General features: G+C 42.7%; 15 protein-coding genes. 11 read left to right on the top strand and 4 right to left on the bottom strand.

Annotated elements, in window-relative coordinates; translation table 11 throughout:
* Positions 1-88 precede the first annotated feature (88 nt).
* From ppsR to RA178_RS10070, 4 genes are all read left to right on the top strand, one after another.
* On the top strand, positions 89-901 hold the full coding sequence (ppsR, locus tag RA178_RS10085; RefSeq protein ID WP_028759725.1) for a posphoenolpyruvate synthetase regulatory kinase/phosphorylase PpsR: 813 nt from the start codon (positions 89-91) through the stop codon (positions 899-901).
* A 182-nt stretch (positions 902-1,083) separates the two neighbouring features.
* On the top strand, positions 1,084-2,148 hold the full coding sequence (locus RA178_RS10080) for a 3-deoxy-7-phosphoheptulonate synthase (RefSeq protein WP_028759724.1): 1,065 nt from the start codon (positions 1,084-1,086) through the stop codon (positions 2,146-2,148).
* 180 nt (positions 2,149-2,328) lie between these two features.
* Positions 2,329-2,793 (top strand): acyl-CoA thioesterase, encoded by a 465-nt coding sequence (locus tag RA178_RS10075; protein ID WP_173496827.1) that lies wholly within the window; start codon positions 2,329-2,331, stop codon positions 2,791-2,793.
* A gap of 220 nt (positions 2,794-3,013) precedes the next feature.
* Complete coding sequence (locus tag RA178_RS10070; RefSeq protein ID WP_028759722.1) at positions 3,014-3,676, top strand: response regulator transcription factor; 663 nt, start codon at positions 3,014-3,016, stop codon at positions 3,674-3,676.
* Between the two features lie 63 nt (positions 3,677-3,739).
* Here RA178_RS10070 and cysB read toward each other — a convergent pair whose 3' ends face one another.
* Positions 3,740-4,723: an HTH-type transcriptional regulator CysB gene (gene cysB / locus RA178_RS10065; protein ID WP_028759721.1), complete on the bottom strand. Its 984-nt coding sequence runs from the start codon at positions 4,721-4,723 to the stop codon at positions 3,740-3,742.
* Positions 4,724-4,951: 228 nt separating this feature from the next.
* Between cysB and zomB the strand changes: the two genes are divergently transcribed.
* Positions 4,952-5,731, top strand: a complete 780-nt coding sequence (gene zomB, locus RA178_RS10060; protein ID WP_028759720.1) for a flagellar motor control protein ZomB — start codon at positions 4,952-4,954, stop codon at positions 5,729-5,731.
* Positions 5,732-5,955: 224 nt separating this feature from the next.
* Here the strand turns inward: zomB and topA are convergent, their stop codons facing one another.
* Positions 5,956-8,598 (bottom strand): type I DNA topoisomerase, encoded by a 2,643-nt coding sequence (topA, locus tag RA178_RS10055; RefSeq protein ID WP_113940531.1) that lies wholly within the window; start codon positions 8,596-8,598, stop codon positions 5,956-5,958.
* A 330-nt stretch (positions 8,599-8,928) separates the two neighbouring features.
* On the opposite strand from topA, the gene astB reads away from it, so the two are divergent.
* Complete coding sequence (gene astB / locus RA178_RS10050) at positions 8,929-10,263, top strand: N-succinylarginine dihydrolase (RefSeq protein ID WP_173244483.1); 1,335 nt, start codon at positions 8,929-8,931, stop codon at positions 10,261-10,263.
* Positions 10,264-10,357: 94 nt separating this feature from the next.
* On the opposite strand, the gene RA178_RS10045 is transcribed toward astB, so the two are convergent.
* The gene (locus tag RA178_RS10045) at positions 10,358-13,990 is read right to left on the bottom strand and encodes an Ig-like domain-containing protein (RefSeq protein ID WP_306685275.1); all 3,633 of its coding nucleotides are present in this window, start codon (positions 13,988-13,990) and stop codon (positions 10,358-10,360) included.
* Positions 13,991-14,212: 222 nt separating this feature from the next.
* On the opposite strand from RA178_RS10045, the gene RA178_RS10040 reads away from it, so the two are divergent.
* The 4 genes from RA178_RS10040 to RA178_RS10025 all read left to right on the top strand — a co-directional run bounded on the left by RA178_RS10040 (position 14,213) and on the right by RA178_RS10025 (position 18,263).
* Positions 14,213-15,535 carry a dicarboxylate/amino acid:cation symporter gene (locus tag RA178_RS10040; RefSeq protein ID WP_173496825.1) on the top strand — a complete coding sequence of 441 codons (1,323 nt, stop codon included), beginning with the start codon at positions 14,213-14,215 and terminating at the stop codon, positions 15,533-15,535.
* A 171-nt stretch (positions 15,536-15,706) separates the two neighbouring features.
* On the top strand, positions 15,707-16,066 hold the full coding sequence (locus tag RA178_RS10035) for a hypothetical protein (RefSeq protein WP_028759715.1): 360 nt from the start codon (positions 15,707-15,709) through the stop codon (positions 16,064-16,066).
* A gap of 182 nt (positions 16,067-16,248) precedes the next feature.
* A complete protein-coding gene (locus tag RA178_RS10030) occupies positions 16,249-16,923 on the top strand; it encodes a response regulator (RefSeq protein WP_219252121.1) in 675 nt (224 codons plus the stop codon).
* Positions 16,914-18,263: an ATP-binding protein gene (locus tag RA178_RS10025; RefSeq protein WP_028759713.1), complete on the top strand. Its 1,350-nt coding sequence runs from the start codon at positions 16,914-16,916 to the stop codon at positions 18,261-18,263. The genes RA178_RS10030 and RA178_RS10025 overlap by 10 nt, the downstream gene beginning before the upstream one ends.
* Positions 18,264-18,278: 15 nt before the next feature.
* Here RA178_RS10025 and RA178_RS10020 read toward each other — a convergent pair whose 3' ends face one another.
* A complete protein-coding gene (locus RA178_RS10020) occupies positions 18,279-18,974 on the bottom strand; it encodes a 2OG-Fe(II) oxygenase (RefSeq protein WP_306685274.1) in 696 nt (231 codons plus the stop codon).
* A gap of 118 nt (positions 18,975-19,092) precedes the next feature.
* On the opposite strand from RA178_RS10020, the gene RA178_RS10015 reads away from it, so the two are divergent.
* Positions 19,093-20,355 carry an HD-GYP domain-containing protein gene (locus RA178_RS10015; RefSeq protein WP_028759711.1) on the top strand — a complete coding sequence of 421 codons (1,263 nt, stop codon included), beginning with the start codon at positions 19,093-19,095 and terminating at the stop codon, positions 20,353-20,355.
* The last annotated feature ends 102 nt before the right edge of the window (positions 20,356-20,457 follow it).

Below are 20,457 nucleotides of genomic sequence, written 5' to 3'. Positions count from 1 at the left end.
CACACGAGGGCAGCGGCATTTTACACTCCTGTCGAACACGCGTAAATCTATAATTTTATTTGTAATTTTATTACTACAAGAGGTCAGTATGGCACCAAAAGTATTCTATATCTCCGACGGGACAGCGATCACAGCTGAAGTTTTTGGTCATGCGGTTCTCTCGCAATTTCCATTAGAATTTGAGTCACTTACGATTCCATTTGTCGAAACTCTGACGAAAGCGGAGCAAGTTAAGCGACAAATTAATGATTGTTTTATTACAACAGGTGAGCGGCCGTTAGTATTCCATTCCATCGTAAAAGCCGAGATCCGCGACATCATCTACTCGAGTGAAGGGGTTGATTATGATTTTTTGAATACTTTTGTGGCCCCACTCGAACAACATTTAGGTGTTTCTGCCTCTCCAGTTGTACATAGAACCCATGGAAAAGCGAATCACGGCTATGAAGCGCGTATTGATGCCATTAATTTCGCCATGGATAACGATGATGGCCAGACCATGAAACATATGGATCAAGCCGATCTGGTTTTACTTGGGGTCTCTCGCTGTGGCAAAACGCCATCGAGCCTGTATTTATCAATGCAGTTCGGTATAAAAGCGGCAAACTACCCTTTCACCGAAGATGATATGGATAACCTTAAGTTACCTGAAGCGCTGAAACGCAATAAGAAAAAACTGTTTGGTTTAACGATTGATCCCGTGCGTTTACATGAAATCCGTCAGAGTCGAATGGAGAATAGCCGCTATTCATCGCTCAAACAGTGCCGCTTAGAAGTCAAAGAAGTGGAAATGCTGTTTAAACGCGAACGCATTCCTTACATAGACACCACTAATCATTCCGTGGAAGAAATTGCCACTAAAATATTAGATGTCACGGGCCTAGAACGGCATATGTTCTAAGCCTAATAAGCCAAAATCAGCAAAAGAAACCGAGTGAATTTAGTCTAAAAGAAACTAACTTAAATCAAATTCATTGCACAGTTGCCGACAATTAACGCAATTGGCACTGTGCAACTCGGTTCGATTCGTTATAATCCGAGGCAATCTGGCGAAAAGCGCCGCACGCAAGCTCGGTATTTTGAATGACCATAAAAACAGACGAACTACGCACTTCCTTATTAGCAAAAGTCATCTCACCTGCGCAACTGGCATCTGAGTTCCCATTAACTCAAGATGCAGCCGATTATCTGGTTCAGCAACGTCGTGAAGTCGAAGCCATCATTATGGGTGAAGACCAACGTCTATTGGTGATCATAGGCCCATGTTCAATCCACGATACTAAAGCGGCATTAGATTATGCTCAACGCTTAGCCGCGTTACACCAAGAATTGAAAGATGACTTGTGTATCTTAATGCGCGTCTATTTTGAAAAACCCCGTACAATTGTCGGTTGGAAAGGATTAATTTCAGATCCCGATCTCGATGGCAGTTTCGAACCAAACAAAGGTTTACGCATTGCCCGCGAATTGCTGCAACAAATCACTGAATTAAAATTGCCTATCGCCACCGAATTTTTAGATATGGTGAACGGTCAGTACATAGCGGATCTCATTACTTGGGGCGCTATTGGTGCGCGTACTACGGAAAGCCAAGTCCACCGTGAAATGGCTTCGGCACTGTCTTGCCCCGTTGGTTTTAAAAATGGTACTGATGGGAACATCAATATTGCCGTTGATGCAGTTCGTGCCGCACAAGTGCCACATGTTTTCTATTCACCGGATAAAGATGGCGCTATGGCGGTCTATCGCACCCACGGCAACCCGTTTGGCCATATCATCCTACGTGGTGGCAAAAAACCTAATTATCACGCACAAGATATCGAAGAAGCGCGTCAACAGCTTGCATCTGTTGGGGTAACTCAACGTATGGTTATCGATTTCAGCCACGGAAACAGTGAGAAGAACCATCTCAAACAGCTGATGGTCGCCGATGAAATTATGACTCAAATGCGTGCTGGCAGCACTGCCATCGCAGGTATTATGGCTGAAAGCTTCTTACAAGAAGGTAATCAAAAAGTCGTTGAAGGCCAGCCACTCTGTTATGGCCAAAGTATCACCGACGCTTGCTTGCATTGGGATGACTCTGAAATCCTGCTACGTAAGCTCGCAGCGGCTTCCCGCGAAAGAAAAGCACTATTAACCAAATAAATCTGAAGTAAAATAAATCGTCCAATAAAAAACCGATCTCATTTCGGTTTTTTTATTGGAAGCATGACATTATCCTCAGTCATATGCCTACTGCACCTTAAAGCCTGTAGTTTTCTATCTTTAACCACCATAAATCTTTATAATTCGAGCTTATTTTGCTGCATTACCTTAGGTTGCTGTATGTCGCTTACCCCCATGTCCACAAACACCGAAAACACCTCACGAATCGAAGCCGCTGCCCCCCCCTTTCCTGACGCGATTCAAACTCGAATTGATTCCTCAGAAGCGCGCGTGATTAAAGCAGTATTCCCCTCAATCACCAACCATCACAATACGTTATTTGGTGGCGAAGCTTTAGCGTGGATGGATGAAACAGCCTTTATTGCAGCAACTCGTTTCTGCCGTAAAACCTTAGTCACAGTGAGTTCCGATAGAATTGATTTTAAAAAGCCTATCCCAGCAGGCACACTAGCAGAACTCATCGCTCGTGTGATCCATGTAGGTAATACGTCATTAAAAGTTGAAGTCAACATCTATGTAGAAGACATGTATCAAGACCGTCGAGAGCATGCTATACGTGGTGTGTTCACCTTTGTTGCGGTTGACGAACAACGAAATCCCACAAAAGTGTGGACATATGGGTAGTTTTTAGACGATTTTAAAGTATAGGTTAGCCCGTACTTTCGGGCTTTCAATTGAAACTATACGGTCCATCTTTTTCCTTGTAAAACACCGACCAAAGTCTAACAACCAGAAACATATCAAAATTTTGTCCTTATTCCTGAATAAAGCAATAGGATCCTTGATTACTTTTCTGTTACATTGAGTTCAATCTTCACGCGCACCGAACATAATCATAAAAGCCATGAAGCTAGAAAACTTAAATATTATTATCGCAGACGATCATCCATTGTTCAGAAATGCACTACGTCAAGCGCTGACCAGCGCTTTCGAACATGCACAGTGGTTTGAAGCAGACAGTGCTGACGCACTGCAATCTGTATTGGATGTTCGAAGCGTCGATTACGATCTTGTACTGTTAGATCTGCAGATGCCCGGGTCCCACGGCTATTCCACGCTTATCCACCTACGCTCACATTATCCTGAGTTACCCGTTGTGGTGATTTCAGCCCACGAGGATATCAATACCATTAGCCGTGCGATTCATTATGGCAGCAGTGGTTTTATCCCTAAATCAGCTTCAATGGAAACCCTAAAAGAGGCGCTAAGTGCGGTGTTATTCGGTGATATTTGGTTGCCTAAAGGCACTGAGATTATTGCTATCAATGACGATGCCATTGATAAAATGGCCAGCAAGTTATCCGATCTCACGCCGCAACAATATAAAGTGTTGCAGATGTTTGCCGAAGGGTTATTAAATAAACAAATAGCCTACGATCTTGGCGTGTCTGAGGCGACCATCAAGGCGCACGCGACTGCCATATTTAGAAAACTTGGCGTTCGCAACCGCACTCAAGCAGTTATTGCCCTTGCGCAACTCGAGATGGATAAAGTCGATTTATCTTAATCGCTAAACCCATAAAAATGCCGCTTTTATTAGCGGCATTTTTATGTTTGTAAATCATCCAAGTTAACGCATTGGCAGATTTTTATCGGCAAACATTTCATCTATGAGCTGTTGATCCCGTAATGCTACGGCTTTCTCCACCACATCACGGGTTAAATGCGGCGCAAAGTGCTGAATAAAATCATACATATAACTGCGCAAGAAACTGCCCTTCCTAAAACCAATTTTAGTCGTACTGTGGGCAAACAAATGACCGGCATCAATAGCAACTAAATCTTTATCAACATTTGGATCAATGGCCATAGACGCGATGACGCCCACGCCTAATCCTAAACGAACATAGGTTTTAAGCACATCGGCACTGGTCGCACTAAAGACAACACGCGGCTCTAAATTGGCCCGATTGAACGCTTTTTCAATTTCAGAAGCACGGTCAAAACCAAAGACATAGGTCACTAAGGGGAAACGGGCTAAATCTTCGATACTAATCAAGCTGCCTTGATTGCGGGTCGCAAGAGGATGGTCTTTTGGCACAACGATAGAGCGGTTCCAGTGGTAACAAGGCAACATGATCAGATCTGAATATAAATGCATTGCTTCGGTCGCAATAGCAAAATCTGCATCACCGCGAGCTGCCTGTTCGCTGATCTGCGACGGTGTCCCTTGGTGCATATGCAAGTTCACTTTAGGATAGCGATCAATAAACTGACGAATTATCGTCGGTAATGCATAGCGTGCCTGAGTATCTGTTGTGGAAATATTTAACTCACCTTGATCTGGCTTAGTATATTCTTCAGACACTTTTTTGATACTTTCAACTTTACCTAAAATATCATTGGCAATGCTGATCACTTGCAAACCCGCAGGTGTGACATGGGTTAAATGTTTACCGCTACGGCCAAATATTTGGATCCCCAACTCATCTTCAAGCATACGAACTTGTTTACTGATCCCGGGTTGAGAGGTATACAAGTTTTCAGCTGTCGCCGATACATTGAGGTTATGTTTTACGACCTCAGCAATATACCTGAGTTGTTGCAGTTTCATCTTATTTCCTTGTCTCAAACACGCAAAATGCCATTAACAACTGAGCCCTCAAAGCACTCTCAGCTATAATCAATCGTTATAGTATATAGTAAAAATTAAAGCAAATAGGAATATAGAGCACAAGTCTACAGATTCATACGACAGAAATGATAACCTAGGCTAAGATAACTATGCTAGTTTATTGATTTATTGTAGCATTAGCTCAATTGGATAAATAATGGAACATCTATGTCATTCACCTTGGTTCTGATCCTCATCGGTGCGCTTTTACTGCTTGTTATCGGAATTAACGTATTACAGCAACAAAAAGAACGTGTAGAGGCTGAGCGTCGCATTGAATTTGCCCGTCAAAGAGCAATTATCGATGAAACTGAAACTGTGTTATCAAACACAGGAATGATGCCTTGTAGCACGAATATAGTGTTGGTTTTGTACCGGCGTGTACAAGATGCCTTGCAGTCTGCAACAGCGATCAGTAATGGCCAACAACAGTCTGACTACCAACGTCGCTTAGCCGATATTAATAATCAAATAACAAGCTTACAGTCTGGACAACCTCAAACTCCTCCAATTGAGAATTTCAGACTACCCGATAATGACAAACAAATTTTAGCGCTTGTTCAAACCTTAAAAAAATTAAAGGCGATACTCAGAGCCGAGCATAATAAAGGTAAAGTCGATCCGAGCATTTTTGCTCAAGAAGAAAGCCGCATCGACAGTTTACAGCTCAGAATTAATGTCGACTCTATGCTTTCTCGTGCCCGCGCGGCCAGTTTTATGAAGCAATATGGCTCATCAAAACAAATGGTAACCAAAGCCCTATCAACATTACACGCCATTAAGGCACAAACGCCTAATGATCCCTTCATTGGGCGTAAAGTCGATGAGGCTAAACAATTACTTGATGAAATTATGGGGGCACAGAAACAATCTGAGCCCAGTGCGCCTAGACCTAAAAATGAAGAAGATGATATCGATATGCTGTTTCAACCTAAAAAGAAATGGTGATCAGTCTCTATTTGCTTACCGTTAAGTTGAATTAGCGACACATTTGCCACCATTCTATCGCGTCATTGTGAGTCAGTTTGTATCTGTAAGTGTAAAGTACTCAACATGTTTGAATTATTATCTATAGCAACAAATTAATATCGAAAACACACAAACAAAAAGCCAAGTCATATTTGACTTGGCTTTTTGTTGTTCTATTAGCGTTAAGCTAGCTTAATCAGTCACTATGCGCCTTTCTTGGCCTTCTTGGTAGATTCACTCACCCACTTCCCATTGACGTAATGCGCAGACCAACCCGTGGCTTTGCCATCGACTTCAGTCGCAACGTATTGCTCTTTCGTCTTACGGCTAAACTTCACCGCAGCCTTATTGCCTTCATCATCAGTGACTGGCGCATCCGCTAAATACTGATACTTAGGCCATAGCAGGTCACGGTATTGAACCAGCTCCTCAACCAGAGGTGCACGGGTTTCACGGGATTTAGGGAAAGTACTAGCCGCTAAGAAGATACCCGCCGCACCATCACGTAATACGAAATGGGCATCCGATTTACTGCATTTCAGTTCGGGTAAATAAATAGGATCTTCTTTTGGCGGCGCCGCCTCACCATTTTTCAACAGTTTACGAGTATTTTTACATTCCTCGTTAGTACAACCGAAATACTTACCAAAACGACCATTTTTCAGTTCCATATCGTGACCACAGCGATCACACTCAATCAGTGGACCTTCATAGCCTTTGATCTTGAATTGGCCTTCTTCGACTTCATAGCCTTCACAGATTGGATTGTTACCGCAGACGTGTAACTTACGCTTCTCATCGATCAGGTAACTGTCCATTGCCGTGCCACAAATACTACAACGGTGCTTCGCACGCAGTGCATCTGTTTCGGCATCTTCACTGTTTTCGCTAATCGCCTCAACGCCAGGCGTGAGGTTCATCGTCGTCTTACAGCGTTCTTTAGGGGGCAATTCATAACCAGAGCAACCAAGGAAAACCCCAGTCGTTCCAGTGCGGATCCCCATAGGACGACCACAAGTTGGGCACTTGATATCCGTCATCACCATTTGGTTAAGACGCATGCCACCTTCTTCGGGATCTAGTTCCGCTTTTTCTAATTGCTTAGTAAAGTCAGCATAGAAACCATCGAGTACTTTTTTCCAGTCTAACTCGCCCCGAGCCACATCATCTAATGTTTGCTCCATGCTGGCGGTAAAGTCATAGCTCATCAAATCAGCAAAACTGCTCACCAATCGTTCGCTGACAATTTCACCCATTTTTTCGGCATAGAAACGACGATTTTCGACTTTTACATAACCACGATCTTGAATCGTTGAAATGATGGTTGCGTAGGTTGATGGGCGGCCAATACCGCGTTTTTCTAATTCTTTTACTAAAGAAGCTTCGCTGTATCGTGCTGGCGGCTTAGTAAAATGTTGTTTAGGCTGCAATTCTTTTAATGCTAATACATCGCCCTGAGCCACGAATGGTAACGTATTGTCTTCTTCGTTTTTCTTCTTAAGCGCTGTTTGTACGCGAGTCCAACCATCGAAACGTAAGGTACGTCCCGTAGCTTTGAGCTCATAATCACCCGCTTTTACGGTCAACTTAGTGGCATCATATTGTGCAGGTGTCATTTGACATGAGACAAACTGGCGCCAAATAAGCTCATATAAGCGCTGAGCGTCACGTTCCATGTCAGATAAGGTCGCTGCTTGCACTTGAACGTTTGATGGACGAATCGCTTCGTGAGCCTCTTGTGCGCCTTCTTTCGATCCGTATCGAATCGGTTCGGCGGGTAGATACTTATCACCAAATTCTTTGGCAATCATATCGCGCAAGTTTTCAACGGCTTCTTGACTCAAATTGGTCGAGTCGGTACGCATATAAGTGATATGACCGGCTTCGTAAAGTCGCTGCGCCATCATCATGGTCTTCTTCACACCAAAACCTAAACGTGTACTCGCGGCCTGTTGCAGTGTCGACGTAATAAAAGGAGCCGATGGTTTACTTTGAGTCGCTTTATCTTCGCGGGCCAGCACAGTAAAACTTGCCGCAGATAACGCTTGAACCGCAGCCATCGCTTGCTGTTCATTGATAGGATTAAAGGCAGCATCTAGATGCTTAACCACTTCCATCCGCAAAGCTTCTTGAGCGGGCGTATTGAGCTCTGCGTGTACATCCCAAAATTCTTCAGGCACAAAGGCTTTGATTTCGCTTTCGCGTTCGACCACTAAACGCACGGCAACCGACTGCACTCGCCCAGCGGATAAACCACGAGCGACTTTTTTCCACAGCAGAGGCGACACCATAAAACCGACAACTCTGTCTAAGAAGCGGCGCGCTTGTTGGGCATTAACCATGTTAGTGTCGAGTGTCGACGGTTTACTAAAAGCATCTTGAATCGCAGACTTAGTAATTTCGTTGAAAACAACACGTTGATACCGTGAAGGATCACCACCAATCACCTCTTGCAAATGCCAGGCGATAGCTTCTCCCTCACGGTCTAAGTCGGTTGCGAGATAGATTTGGTCAGCAGAATCGGCAAGTGCCTGTAACTCTTTAACGACTTTTTCTTTACCCGGCAAAATTTGGTACTTAGCCGCCCAGCCCTTTTCAGGGTTTACGCCCATACGAGACACTAGCGCTTGCTGATCTTTCACCTTTTTATATTGAGCTTTTTCTTCTGGCGACATCTTCTTAACTTCGGCAGCGGATTTAACCTTTTCATTGCCTTCTGAAGTCGATGATGTCGGCAGATCACGGATGTGACCTACGCTCGATTTAACGATGAATTCTTTGCCAAGATATTTATTAATAGTCTTAGCTTTGGCCGGTGATTCGACAATAACTAGCGATTTACCCATAGTTTAATTTGCGCCAAAAAATCTCAAGAAGGTGGAAATTGGCACCATATATAGAGGGTTGTACTGATAGTTTCAAGTTAATCCCTCTTTTATATGTACCAGCGAGTCACTTTTTAATCAAAGTTGAAAAAATGTAAAAATATAATATGCGTAATTAAAAACTAATATTTCATTATTTGCCAGCAAGCAAGAAATAGTTATGCATTTATCGTGAAAAAGTCGCTTTGAGCACAAAACCGTCCGCTTGTGCACTCGAAAAGCTTCAGTATACTGGGTTCCCTCAGGGACCATATGAACAAATAATAACTTTCCCTATCACAAGGATAAGCAATGAAGCACTTTGAAGCGAATTTTGATGGACTCGTTGGACCAACACACAATTACGCAGGGTTGTCTTTTGGCAATGTAGCCTCACTTAGCAATGCCGCCTTAGTTTCCAACCCCAAAGCTGCAGCAAAACAAGGACTCCAAAAAGCCAAAGCACTAGCCGATATGGGCATGGTTCAAGGAATATTAGCTCCTCAAGAGCGCCCAGATCTCTATACATTGCGCCGAATTGGATTTTCCGGCTCTGATGCTAATGTATTAAAACAAGCGGCAAAAGAAGCGCCTATGTTACTTAATGCCTGTTGCAGTGCTTCCAGTATGTGGACAGCCAATGCCGCTACCGTCTCACCAAGTGCAGATACACGTGACGGCAAACTGCATTTCACCCCAGCAAATTTAGTCGACAAACTGCATCGCAGCATCGAGCCTTTGACAACGGGGCGCATATTAACAGCAACTTTCAGTGATCCCCACTATTTTCATCACCATAGTCACTTACCTGAGCATAATAGCTTCGGTGATGAAGGTGCCGCAAACCACACTCGTCTCTGCAATGAATACGGCCATGCTGGTGTTGAGCTGTTTGTTTATGGACAAGAAGCCACTAATCCCAATGCACCTAAACCGCAAAAATATCCAGCAAGACAAACCTTAGAAGCGTCGATGGCAGTCGCACGCTTACATCAGCTGGAAGACGATAATTGCGTCTTCATCCAACAGAATCCTGATGTGATTGATCAAGGTGTATTCCATAACGATGTTATCGCAGTAGGTAATCAAAATGTCCTGTTCTACCACGAACAAGCCTTCTTAAATACCCAGAATAAGATCGATGAAATTAAACGTAAACTCGACACTGAGCTGTATTTCATTGAAGTGCCAACCGCGAAAGTAGCAATTAACGACGCAGTCAAAAGCTATTTATTCAATACTCAAATTATTACGTTGCCATCCGGTGAAATGGCGATTATTGCCCCAACAGATTGCCAAGAAAATCCCGCGGTATTTGCCTATTTGAACGAATTACTCACGTTAAACACGCCGATTAAGCAAGTGCTTTATTTCGACGTAAAACAAAGCATGCAAAACGGTGGCGGCCCTGCCTGTCTTCGTTTACGTGTCGCCATGAATGAAGTGGAAGTCGCAGCGGTAAATCAACACACTCTGATGAATGATGCTTTATTTACTCGTTTAAACCTTTGGGTCGACAAACATTACCGTGACAGATTAACCACCCAAGATCTTGCAGACCCTCAACTAATCATCGAATCTCGAACAGCTCTAGATGAACTGACACAGATCATGAAACTAGGTAGCGTTTATCAGTTCCAGCGTTAGCACAAGTTGGCGCTTTATATTTCACACGAACCCTACATTACAAAGAAAAACGCCCGAATGCTAATCGGGCGTTTACGCTGTACTAACTAAATCATCAACCAGCATCTATCACGTTGACAAACACAGCTAATGGTTCACCCAAAGGGGTTTTAATCGTAATCGTTAGCTGTCCAATTGTTTTCTTATTTGGAGATGTTTCTAAACCAATAGTAAAAGGATAGAGCAATGGTTTATTAGAGGTATTATTTCCTATTACGTAAGTTGAGGTCACTGAACTTAATACACCATTATCCGCTGTCCCAGTTATCGTAGTTCCAAACGGAAGCGTATTATTGTTTAAATCTGAAAGGAATAAATAAACGGTTTGTGGTGCATCGACTGTTAAATCAATCGGTTGTACTGGGGTAATATTTCCTGTTACTGCATCTATATTCACCAGTCTCATGAATGGAGTACTGCCAGACATGACTAATGGAAGATTTCTAAATACATTCAACTGAGCTTTAAAATTATCACTTCCAGTATTAGTACAGTTTGCCTCTGAGCCTTGCGCACAAAGTAAACCAGTATACTTACCATCTACACCATCAAAAGAACCGCTTACATTGTAATCAATAAATTCCTCTTTAACCGCTCCTGCAGGTAATGGTGAACCTCGATATTTACCATCTTCGTTGTGATCTGTGAACGCTTCAGATAAATCACTAAAATCTTCATCTTTATCAAATAACCCATTTCCATTTAAATCAACAAAACTCTCTTCACCTATCGCGTAAGCCGTAATTGTCGTTCTACCTGGACGAGGTTCTGCAATAACGGAATTAGTACCGTCAAGATAACGAGCATAACTATTTCCCGTACATGGCGGAGTGATAATTCCATTAAATCCACCATTAGGGCAAATCACTGTAGTCCCTCTGAAAGGACGAGAATCTTGACTTCGCCAAGTCACAGAACAACCACCATTAGGAATTAATACACCGGCACCATTATCTTTGGAGCCAGTAACACATGAACTATCAATACCACCGCCTTCAGTTCTAAAACTAATTCGAGTACCAGAAGGTACAAGGTTGTTAAAATGATCCGCAGCTAACACATTGATTGTTGACTGTTCATTATCATGATCCCATCCTTCAGGATTAAGAATGGTGGCAGATAAAGAGAAACTATCATTATCAGCAAGTCCTGTAGATACAACTAACTCATCTGAAATATTAGAAATAGTTGCATCATGACCGTTGCCAGTACTACCAGACCATAAAGCAAATACTTTTACAGGTGTAGGAATATCACCAGCTTTTACCGTAACTGAAACTTCGCCAAATGCATCCGTGTAAGCTACAGCATATTTATTCGGTAGGCTCAGATCAGAAGGGTACTCAGCATCTCCAGGCTGAGGCATATTGCTACATGCTAAATAATCCTCAGCAAGAGGTGATGGTGATAAAGTCATGCCTCCTACTTCGGTACTCAATTCAAAACAAACTCTTTGTTGACTAGCTGGTTGACCAATTTCATTTAATAACTTGAATTGAACAACAGATGTCTCACTACGTGCACCTACTCCTGCAATTCCACCGGTGCCACTCAGAGCCAACTGATTAGGTGTTGCAGAAACAAACTCAATAGCTCCAACTTTTACTGTATCAACTGTAATTTGAGTTGTCTTAGAAACTGAGCCGCCACCAGTAACAGCTGAAACAGATATTGTATCTAAACCACTACATCCAGTTGAACGATAAGTCGAATAACCTTTGCCAGCGTTAGTGACTATAGGCGTATCAATGACAGCTTTACCAGCAGCAACACATTCTGATGAAAATTCTAGAGTGAAAGGTTGTCCTGTTGATAATGAACCATCTGGGTTGAAAACCGTGACTTCAACAATAGTAGAACCACCTGCCGGTAAAGAGTTATTGCCTACACTTGTTTTTATATCGAGGCTAATATTCACTCTACCAATTTCGAACGCTTTAGTTGAGGTAGCATCTTTCACTTTTAAAGAGACTTCGCCTGCCCCAACGTTACCATTTGCGTACAAATCAAGAATAGCTTTACCATCAGCATTCGTGATGGCGGTCCCCGAATTAGGGCTAATAGCTCCTAAGGTTGTTGCGGCAGTAACAAGAACTTGCTGTAGGGCTTGCGTACTACCAGAACGAGTAACTTTAGCACCAATAATACCGGGTTTATCGTTTGTAATATTGTCGGTTATCTTACAAACTTCAAAGTTCTTTAGTGTCTTATCCCATGCCGCCACACCATTACAACTATATATATCAAAACTGATTTCAGGGCTTGCTTCTATAGGGTCTATATCATCACCAGCGGTTACAAAACCGACAATAGCCTTCGCAGTGCCATAACTAGCAATGACTTCACCTGCACCTTCAATACTACCTGCTGTTAAAGTAATAGAAGCTCGCCCAATTGAATCTGTTAAAGCAGTTCCTTTCGTTGGAAGGAAGTTTCCTAATGAACTACTAAAACTCACCACTTTACCAACCAATGGAGTGGCATCTTTATCAACTAAAGTAACCGTAACTTTGCTCGGTTGTGCTGCACTGACATTAGTGGTTGGCAAACCCGTCTGGCTATTGGTCAATTGAATTGATAAAGAATTAGCCTCACCATTTCCACCAGGTGCATCACCAGCAACTTCAAAGTTAAAGCTATCAGTTATTATTTCATTATCAAGAGAGAAGCTAGCAGTAACCGACCCAGCACCAGCGTTCGTTCCGGTAATTAAAGTCACTGAGGCATGACCATTTAGGTCTGTTAATGCCGTTCCTGAAGAAGGATTTAATGTACCTTGTCCAGTCAAATTGAATACGACTGTTTGATAGCTAGTCGGAACACCGTCTTTCAATAAAGTTGCAATTACAGTTCCAGGAAGAACATGACTAATATTTCTTAATTCTTGACCCTGTGAATCAGAAATTGTTAGCGCAATGCTATACGCATCAATTGGCTTAACAATAACTTCATCACCTAATGTCTCAAATCCAAGTGGCTCTATATTTTCATCAACTTTAGCAATAATATTACCTGCCCCAGCAACAGAACCAGCTGTGATTGCTATTTTAGCAAGTCCTTGAGCATTGGTAAGTGCAGTACCTGATTGAGGTGAAAATTTACCTAAGTTTGAAGTGAAAGTTATGACTTTACCTACTAATGGTTCATCTGAACCATTAGTATAAAGAGCACTAACAGTACCAGGTATCGCAGAACTAATTTTTGTTATAGTTTGTCCCTGAGCATTCTGTAGTGATAACTTAAGTTTATTTCCCGTTCCAGGCTGAACAACACCATCCCCTTTTGAATAAAAACCCTTGGTTATGGAAGCCCCACTCGCAACACTAGCTGTTACATTTCCAGCCCCTGCTAAAGTTGCAGTCTCAAGCTTAACCGTTGCAACTCCAGATGCGTCAGTTAACTGCGTCCCAGTTGAGGGAGTAAAAGAACCTAAAGCGTCATTATCTAATTTAAATGAAACGACAACACCTTCTAGAGGTCCAGTCTTAGAATCGACAACCGTTGCTTTAACTTCTGCAGGTGTTGCGACAGAAACACTATCGCTATGAGAAATACTCAGAGTGACAGTGACGACACTTGGCGTCGGCGGAGTACCGGAACCATCATCAGAGATACTGCCTCCACCACCACATGCTAATAATAAAAGCGAACACAATCCTGCGAGAAAAACCTTATACGCTGACTTCATTGTCAGGCTCCCTGTTACTCTGATGATAATACCTAAGCGAGACGCTTATTACTTATAGGCTAACATTACACAATTTTCACGCAACTTTCCCATAACTATCTTATTTTATTTCGCAAATCTGATAAATACTTTAACATTAATTGTCATTTCATCTTCACGATTTTCTTGCTAGTCTTGTGAGCGCCAAAAAATAGAATGTATAAAAAACACACAGGACTCTCTATGGCAATTTCTATAAAAAATAAACTCGGCCTTACAAGTAAAATTCTGATCGGTATGGGAACAGGTATTGCTTTAGGCCTCTTTCTTCGCAATGCCTTTCCAGAAAGCGATATAGTAAAAGATTATATTACTGAAGGTTTCTTGCATGTTATCGGTACTATCTTCATCTCCAGCTTAAAAATGTTAGTTGTTCCTTTAGTCTTTATTTCATTAGTTTGCGGAACTTGCTCACTGAGTGAACCTTCAAAATTAGGCCGCTTAGGGGGGAAAACCCTCGCCTTCTATTTATTCACAACCGCCATTGCCTTAGTGATTGCAATTGTCAGCGCAGTCCTTATACATCCTGGAAACGCCTCACTGGCGTCAGAAAAAATGGAGTACGTCGCAAAAGAAGCCCCAAGTCTTGCTGATGTGCTGATAAACATAGTGCCCACTAATCCGATGCAGGCATTGAGCGAAGGTAATATGCTGCAAATTATTATTTTTGCGGTGATTTTTGGCTTTGCTATTGCTCATATTGGTGAGCGCGGCAAACGTATTGCGGCGTTGTTTGAAGATTTAAATGAAGTCATCATGCGTGTCGTGACACTGATCATGCAACTCGCGCCCTATGGTGTATTTGCGCTGATGGCAAAACTTGCATTAACACTCGGTTTAGAGACCTTTGGTAGTGTGGTTAAATATTTCTTCGTGGTCTTAGGTGTATTACTGATCCATGCGTTTGTTGTTTACCCTACACTTCTAAAACTTTTCTCAGGCCTCAATCCCTTAATATTTATTCGTAAAATGCGCGATGTGCAGTTGTTTGCTTTTTCAACCGCCAGTTCAAATGCCACTTTACCCATTACCATAGAAGCGTCTGAACATAGATTAGGTGTCGATAATAAAATCGCCGCTTTTACGCTACCGTTAGGCGCTACCATTAATATGGATGGCACAGCAATCATGCAAGGCGTTGCCACCGTGTTTATTGCGCAGGTTTTTGGCATTGAGCTCTCACTAACCGATTATGCTGTTGTCGTTGTGACTGCCACGTTAGCATCAATTGGTACAGCGGGTGTTCCAGGTGTCGGACTTATCATGCTGGCCATGGTGTTAAATCAAGTTGGCTTGCCAGTGGAAGGGATTGCCCTGATTATCGGTGTCGATCGCTTACTCGACATGGTGCGTACTGCTGTAAACGTCACAGGTGATTGCGTAGCAACTGTAATTATTGCTAAATCAGAGGGCGAATTTAACGAGCAAGTGTTTAACAACACTCAAGCGGGTAAAGTTGCTAGAAGTTTTGATGAGCAAGTTCATCATTTAGATAAATCGAACTAAACCTCACAAAGACCAAAATGACGCCCAGCTTCAGTGTTGGGCGTTTTTGTTTGAACGCAATACAGTTAACATGTCTATTGTTAGCAAAATGTGAACGCACCAATAGTACGGAAGTTTGTTTTTAGATACATTATGTTTACTATTTTAATACGTTTAATGGGAGGGGTATAAATGTGGTGGAGAAGTCTTTGGATCCTGATTGCATGCTGGTTATTGAGTGCCCACTTCGTACGTTACGAACAAATTAACTTTGCTATTCCTTTTGCACTTGCGCCTTTGGTCTTATTTTTTAACTCAGTTTACTTACTTCGTTTATTACAAATTTTATTATTTATAAGTGTCTTTGCCGTCTGGGGCGTCACAACCATTGAAGCGGTACATCTGCGATTAGCGCAAGAAATGCCTTGGTTGAGATTATCTTTTATCATGATGGCGGTGATGTTATTTACCTTAGGCGCGATTATGTGTGGCAACGGCATTTTGCGGATCAGAAAACAAAAATCGCCTTGGGGAAATTCCCCAATACGCTAACACTTTAACGGCAAAACCTTCTTATTCAACAATAAATTAGTACTTATTTTGACCACAAGTTCAACTCGGTCAGCAAAGGTTAAGTTCAACTAAGATATGCTGTTCCTCTATTTGGTTATCAGTGTGATTTTGCGTAGACTAGTTTGCTAAAGCTTAGCTCATACACTTTAAGGCATTATATTATGAGAATTTTGGTTGTTGAAGACGATCCTATTTTATCCCACCACTTAAAAGTGCAATTAAGCGATCTCGGCAATCAAGTTCAAGTGGCACTGACTGCCAAAGAAGGTTTTTATCAAGCCACTAATTATCCCATCGATGTAGCCATTGTCGATTTAGGGCTACCCGATCAAGATGGTATTAGCTTAATTCAACAACTCCGTGAAGCGGGTCTTAAAGCACCGATATTAATTCTCACGGCACGAGTTAATTGGCAGGATAAAGTTGAAGGCCTTAACGCCGGAGCCGATGACTATTTAGTGAAACCCTTTCAAAAAGAAGAGCTTGTCGCAAGGCTTGATGCCTTAGTGCGACGTAGCGCAGGTTTTGTTAAACCCGTGATTTGCAGTGGAGAATTGAAACTCGATCTCGCCGCCAAACAAGTCACTCTGGGTGACGAAGTCATGGAGGTCACTGCCTTTGAATATTTAATCCTCGAATATTTGATGCGCCATTGTCATGAGGTTGTCGCCAAGCAACGTTTACTCGATGTGATTTATGGTGATAAGGAAGGCGATCCCAATACGATTGAAGTTATGGTCAGCCGCTTGCGTAAAAAACTGACCCGCGATGGTATCGATACCCCCATAGTGACCATCCGCGGCCAAGGATATAAATTTAACCTGCCATGCAATTAAGATTAAAATTCAAGAAACGTCTGCTGACACGGATGTTTCTCACCTCACTATCAATTATTACCTTAGTGGGTTTTGGTCTCGCATGGATGGTTAATATTCTGCATGCGCAAAATAGTTATAACGAAGAAACGGCCCAACTCATTGCCGAAATTCCCCAAGTCGCCGCCGAATTACGGGAGCACGATCTTATCCCCGATACCAGTGCTTGGTTGGAAGAAAATAATAAACAAGAGCGTTATGTGATAGCGAGTTGCGATGACAAATTTAAGCAGGTTTGGACCTCATCCCTCGCAGTAGATCGTGGCTTATTTGATACCTGTGAGCGTTTTAACGAAATCCGTAACGACTCCCCGCCCTACTACCTCACCATGGCTGACGATAGAGGATATTTCGTCTATTTGCTCGCGGTAGAAATTGCCAGTGTGCATTACAACCTCCTCGTCATGAAAGATGCCGCCAAACTGGAGCAAGAATACAGTAAGTTCAGTAAACGTACTTATATTCGTTTAGCCATGGTATTGGCCTTAGCCTTAATTCTATTGGTCAGCGCCGCCTATTGGGGCATGCGTCCCTTGGTACGGATGCAAAATGAACTGCAATCAATTAACCAAGGGAAGAGTAAATCACTTTCTGAGGGCTATCCTGTTGAACTTGAAGGCGTAACGCAAGCACTCAACCAGATGTTGCAACAATCGAGTGCCCAACAACAGCGCTATCAAAATGCTATGAATGACTTGGCACACAGTCTTAAAACCCGCTTAGCCGCCGTGCATGCCATTACAGATGACGCCAGTTTGAGTAAACAATCGGCAAGCGAAAAGATCATGGAACAAGTCAGCCAAATGGATCAGCTGGTCAAATACCAATTAAAACGGGCCATGTTAGGCCGACAAGGCCTGAAGCAAGAACAAACTGTTATTGCGCCCTTAGTCGATCAATTAGCACAAATGTTGTTTAAAATTTATCGAGAAAAACAAGTGCAGTTCTCGGCCAACATATCCCCCTCTTTGATGTTCCCCGGCAACAAGGGTGACTTAATGGAGCTGTGTGGCAACCTTATGGAAAATGCTTTCCGCCTGTGTATCAGCCAAGTGCATGTATCGGCTAAAATTAACTCACAAGGTGAGTTTGAACTCATTGTTGAAGATGATGGCCCAGGTGTTGAAGAAAGCTTAAGACAGAAGATTATCCAACGTGGCGTGCGTGCCGATACTCAGTCCCCAGGGCAAGGGATCGGATTAGCTGTCTGTGATGAAATCGTTCACAGCTACGGTGGCAGCTTAAAAATTGAAGAAAGTCGCTTAGAAGGGGCGCTCTTTAGGATCCGTATCCCAGTGTAAGAAACTGGGATACTATCATGCAATCACCGCATATAGCTGTTCGGCTCGATTAAACATGATCCAAGAAGTGGCAATATATTTGTCACCACTCACAGGTTTATTTCCCCGATGTGAATGAGTAAATCCCGCAGGCGCTATCACCATAGTGCCTTTTTTAGGGGAGATTTTACGCTGTTGATAATAGAATTCGGTTTCGCCGCCCTCTTCCACATCATTTAAATAAAACATATAGAGCACGACGCGATGCAGAGCTTCATTGTGGCCATTCTGCGGGAATTGCTCCGAATGCCAATGGGGATAACCGCCTTTATTTTGCTGATACTTTTGAATATTAATACTGCCACTGCGATACAAATACTTCACTAAGCCATCGGCCCTAGCCGCACCCAGCGTCGCAAAATTAGTCGGAGTTAGCGTTACAGGTTGGCCCTGCTCATCACTCACTGACACAGCTACCGCCCCCATTAATGCCATTGAATATTTTGTAAAATAATCTACTGCGCCCTTTAAGGTATAACCTAAGAGTTCGTTTCTGATGGGCTGCAGGTCGACGAAACTATCTAAGGTCAAATCGCGGCTGATCTTCTTCTCCAGATCGACGCCATTGCCCGTTTGTCCATCAACAACGCCAGCATGTTGCTCAAATGCCAGAATGAGACGGTCACACAAGTCATTCGGCAACGCATTAGGGTATACTTCAATAAAGTCCATACTTCCTCAATGGAGTGGCTACTTTCTAGGCTTACTATGCTGACATGTTAGTTAAGTAATTGTAAAGCAGCATCATTGAGATAAAATAACCCACATTACGCTTCACGATAACAAGAATATGAAAAAAAGCTGTAAAGTTTCAGTCCATCAACTTCAAGTCGGCAACTTTGTGCGTTTGCCCGTGGCTTGGAAAGATCATCCCTTTTTATTCAGTAGCTTTCATATTAAACAAGCTGCGCAAATCGAGTTGATTAAAAATCTGGGCATCGAACATGTCATCGTCGATTTAGAACGCAGCGACGTCGCCCCGATACATGCTGATGCGGTCAACCCTATCAAATTGCCGCCAAGTGCTGAAATCAATGTGCTTAAAAACGACATGGATCAATACAAGGCTGAGCAAATCGAAGTACAAAAAAAATTACGCCGTGACATTAATAAAACTGAGCAAAATTTTACCCGCTCAGTAGCCATGATGCGCAGCCTCATCTCTAAGCTACGTAATCGCCCCTTAAATGCGGTCGATGACGCCAAAGATTTGGTGCACACCATAGTCGAACAGCTGCTCAACTCAGATAACTTAGTGCTGCATTTGATGAGTGATGCTAAGCAGGATGAAAGCATTTATTATCACTCCTTGAATGTTGCGATCCTCTCTATGCTGATCGCCAAAGAAATGGAATGGGATAGAAGTGAAATCGAAACGGTCGGTCTCAGTGCCCTGTTCCACGATGTGGGTAAATTAAAAATCCCACCACAAATTCTAAAAAAATCGACACCTTGGTCAGCACCAGAGCTTAATTTTATCAAGCAGCATCCTTTACTTGGGATTGAACTGCTCAAATTAGCCGATAATTTTCCCCAAGCAGCCTTACCTGCAATCACCAATCACCACGAGTTTCTCGATGGCAGTGGTTATCCCAAAGGCCTAAAGGAAGAGGCTCTCGATAAGGTATCGCAACTGATTGCGGTAGTGAACGAATATGACTCCTTGTGTTACCCAAGCCAACAGGGCAAAGCCAGAATGCCCTACGCCGCACTGGGGCATTTATATAAGCAATACAAAACTAAGCTAAATCAAGAGTATATTGGCAAGATGATCAAGATGTTGGGCATTTATCCCCCCGGCAGTGTAGTGGAATTATCCAGCGGTCAATATGCCATGGTGATGTCGGTTAACTTAACTAAACTGCTATGCCCTAAGATATTGGTTTACGATGCCTTAGTTCCTAAAGACCAAGCACCTATCGTTGATTTAGAGATTGAAGGGATCAGCATAGTGCGCTGCTTACCACCTGCGGCGCTTCCTGAAAAAGTCCACGAATATTTGAATCCGCGCGAGCGAGTGAGTTACTACTTTGGCGGCGATAGTCGTAAGTAGTTGATTAAGAAACTGGCTTAACGATTATGTCTAACGAGCTTCACTCATTTAAGCAAAGTCATCGAGTCTCACTCATTGAATAAAAGTCATTGAATGAACGTA

Source organism: Shewanella oncorhynchi, from assembly GCF_030848765.1.
Taxonomy (GTDB): domain Bacteria; phylum Pseudomonadota; class Gammaproteobacteria; order Enterobacterales; family Shewanellaceae; genus Shewanella; species Shewanella oncorhynchi.
This window is presented reverse-complemented; position numbering and strand designations above follow the sequence as displayed.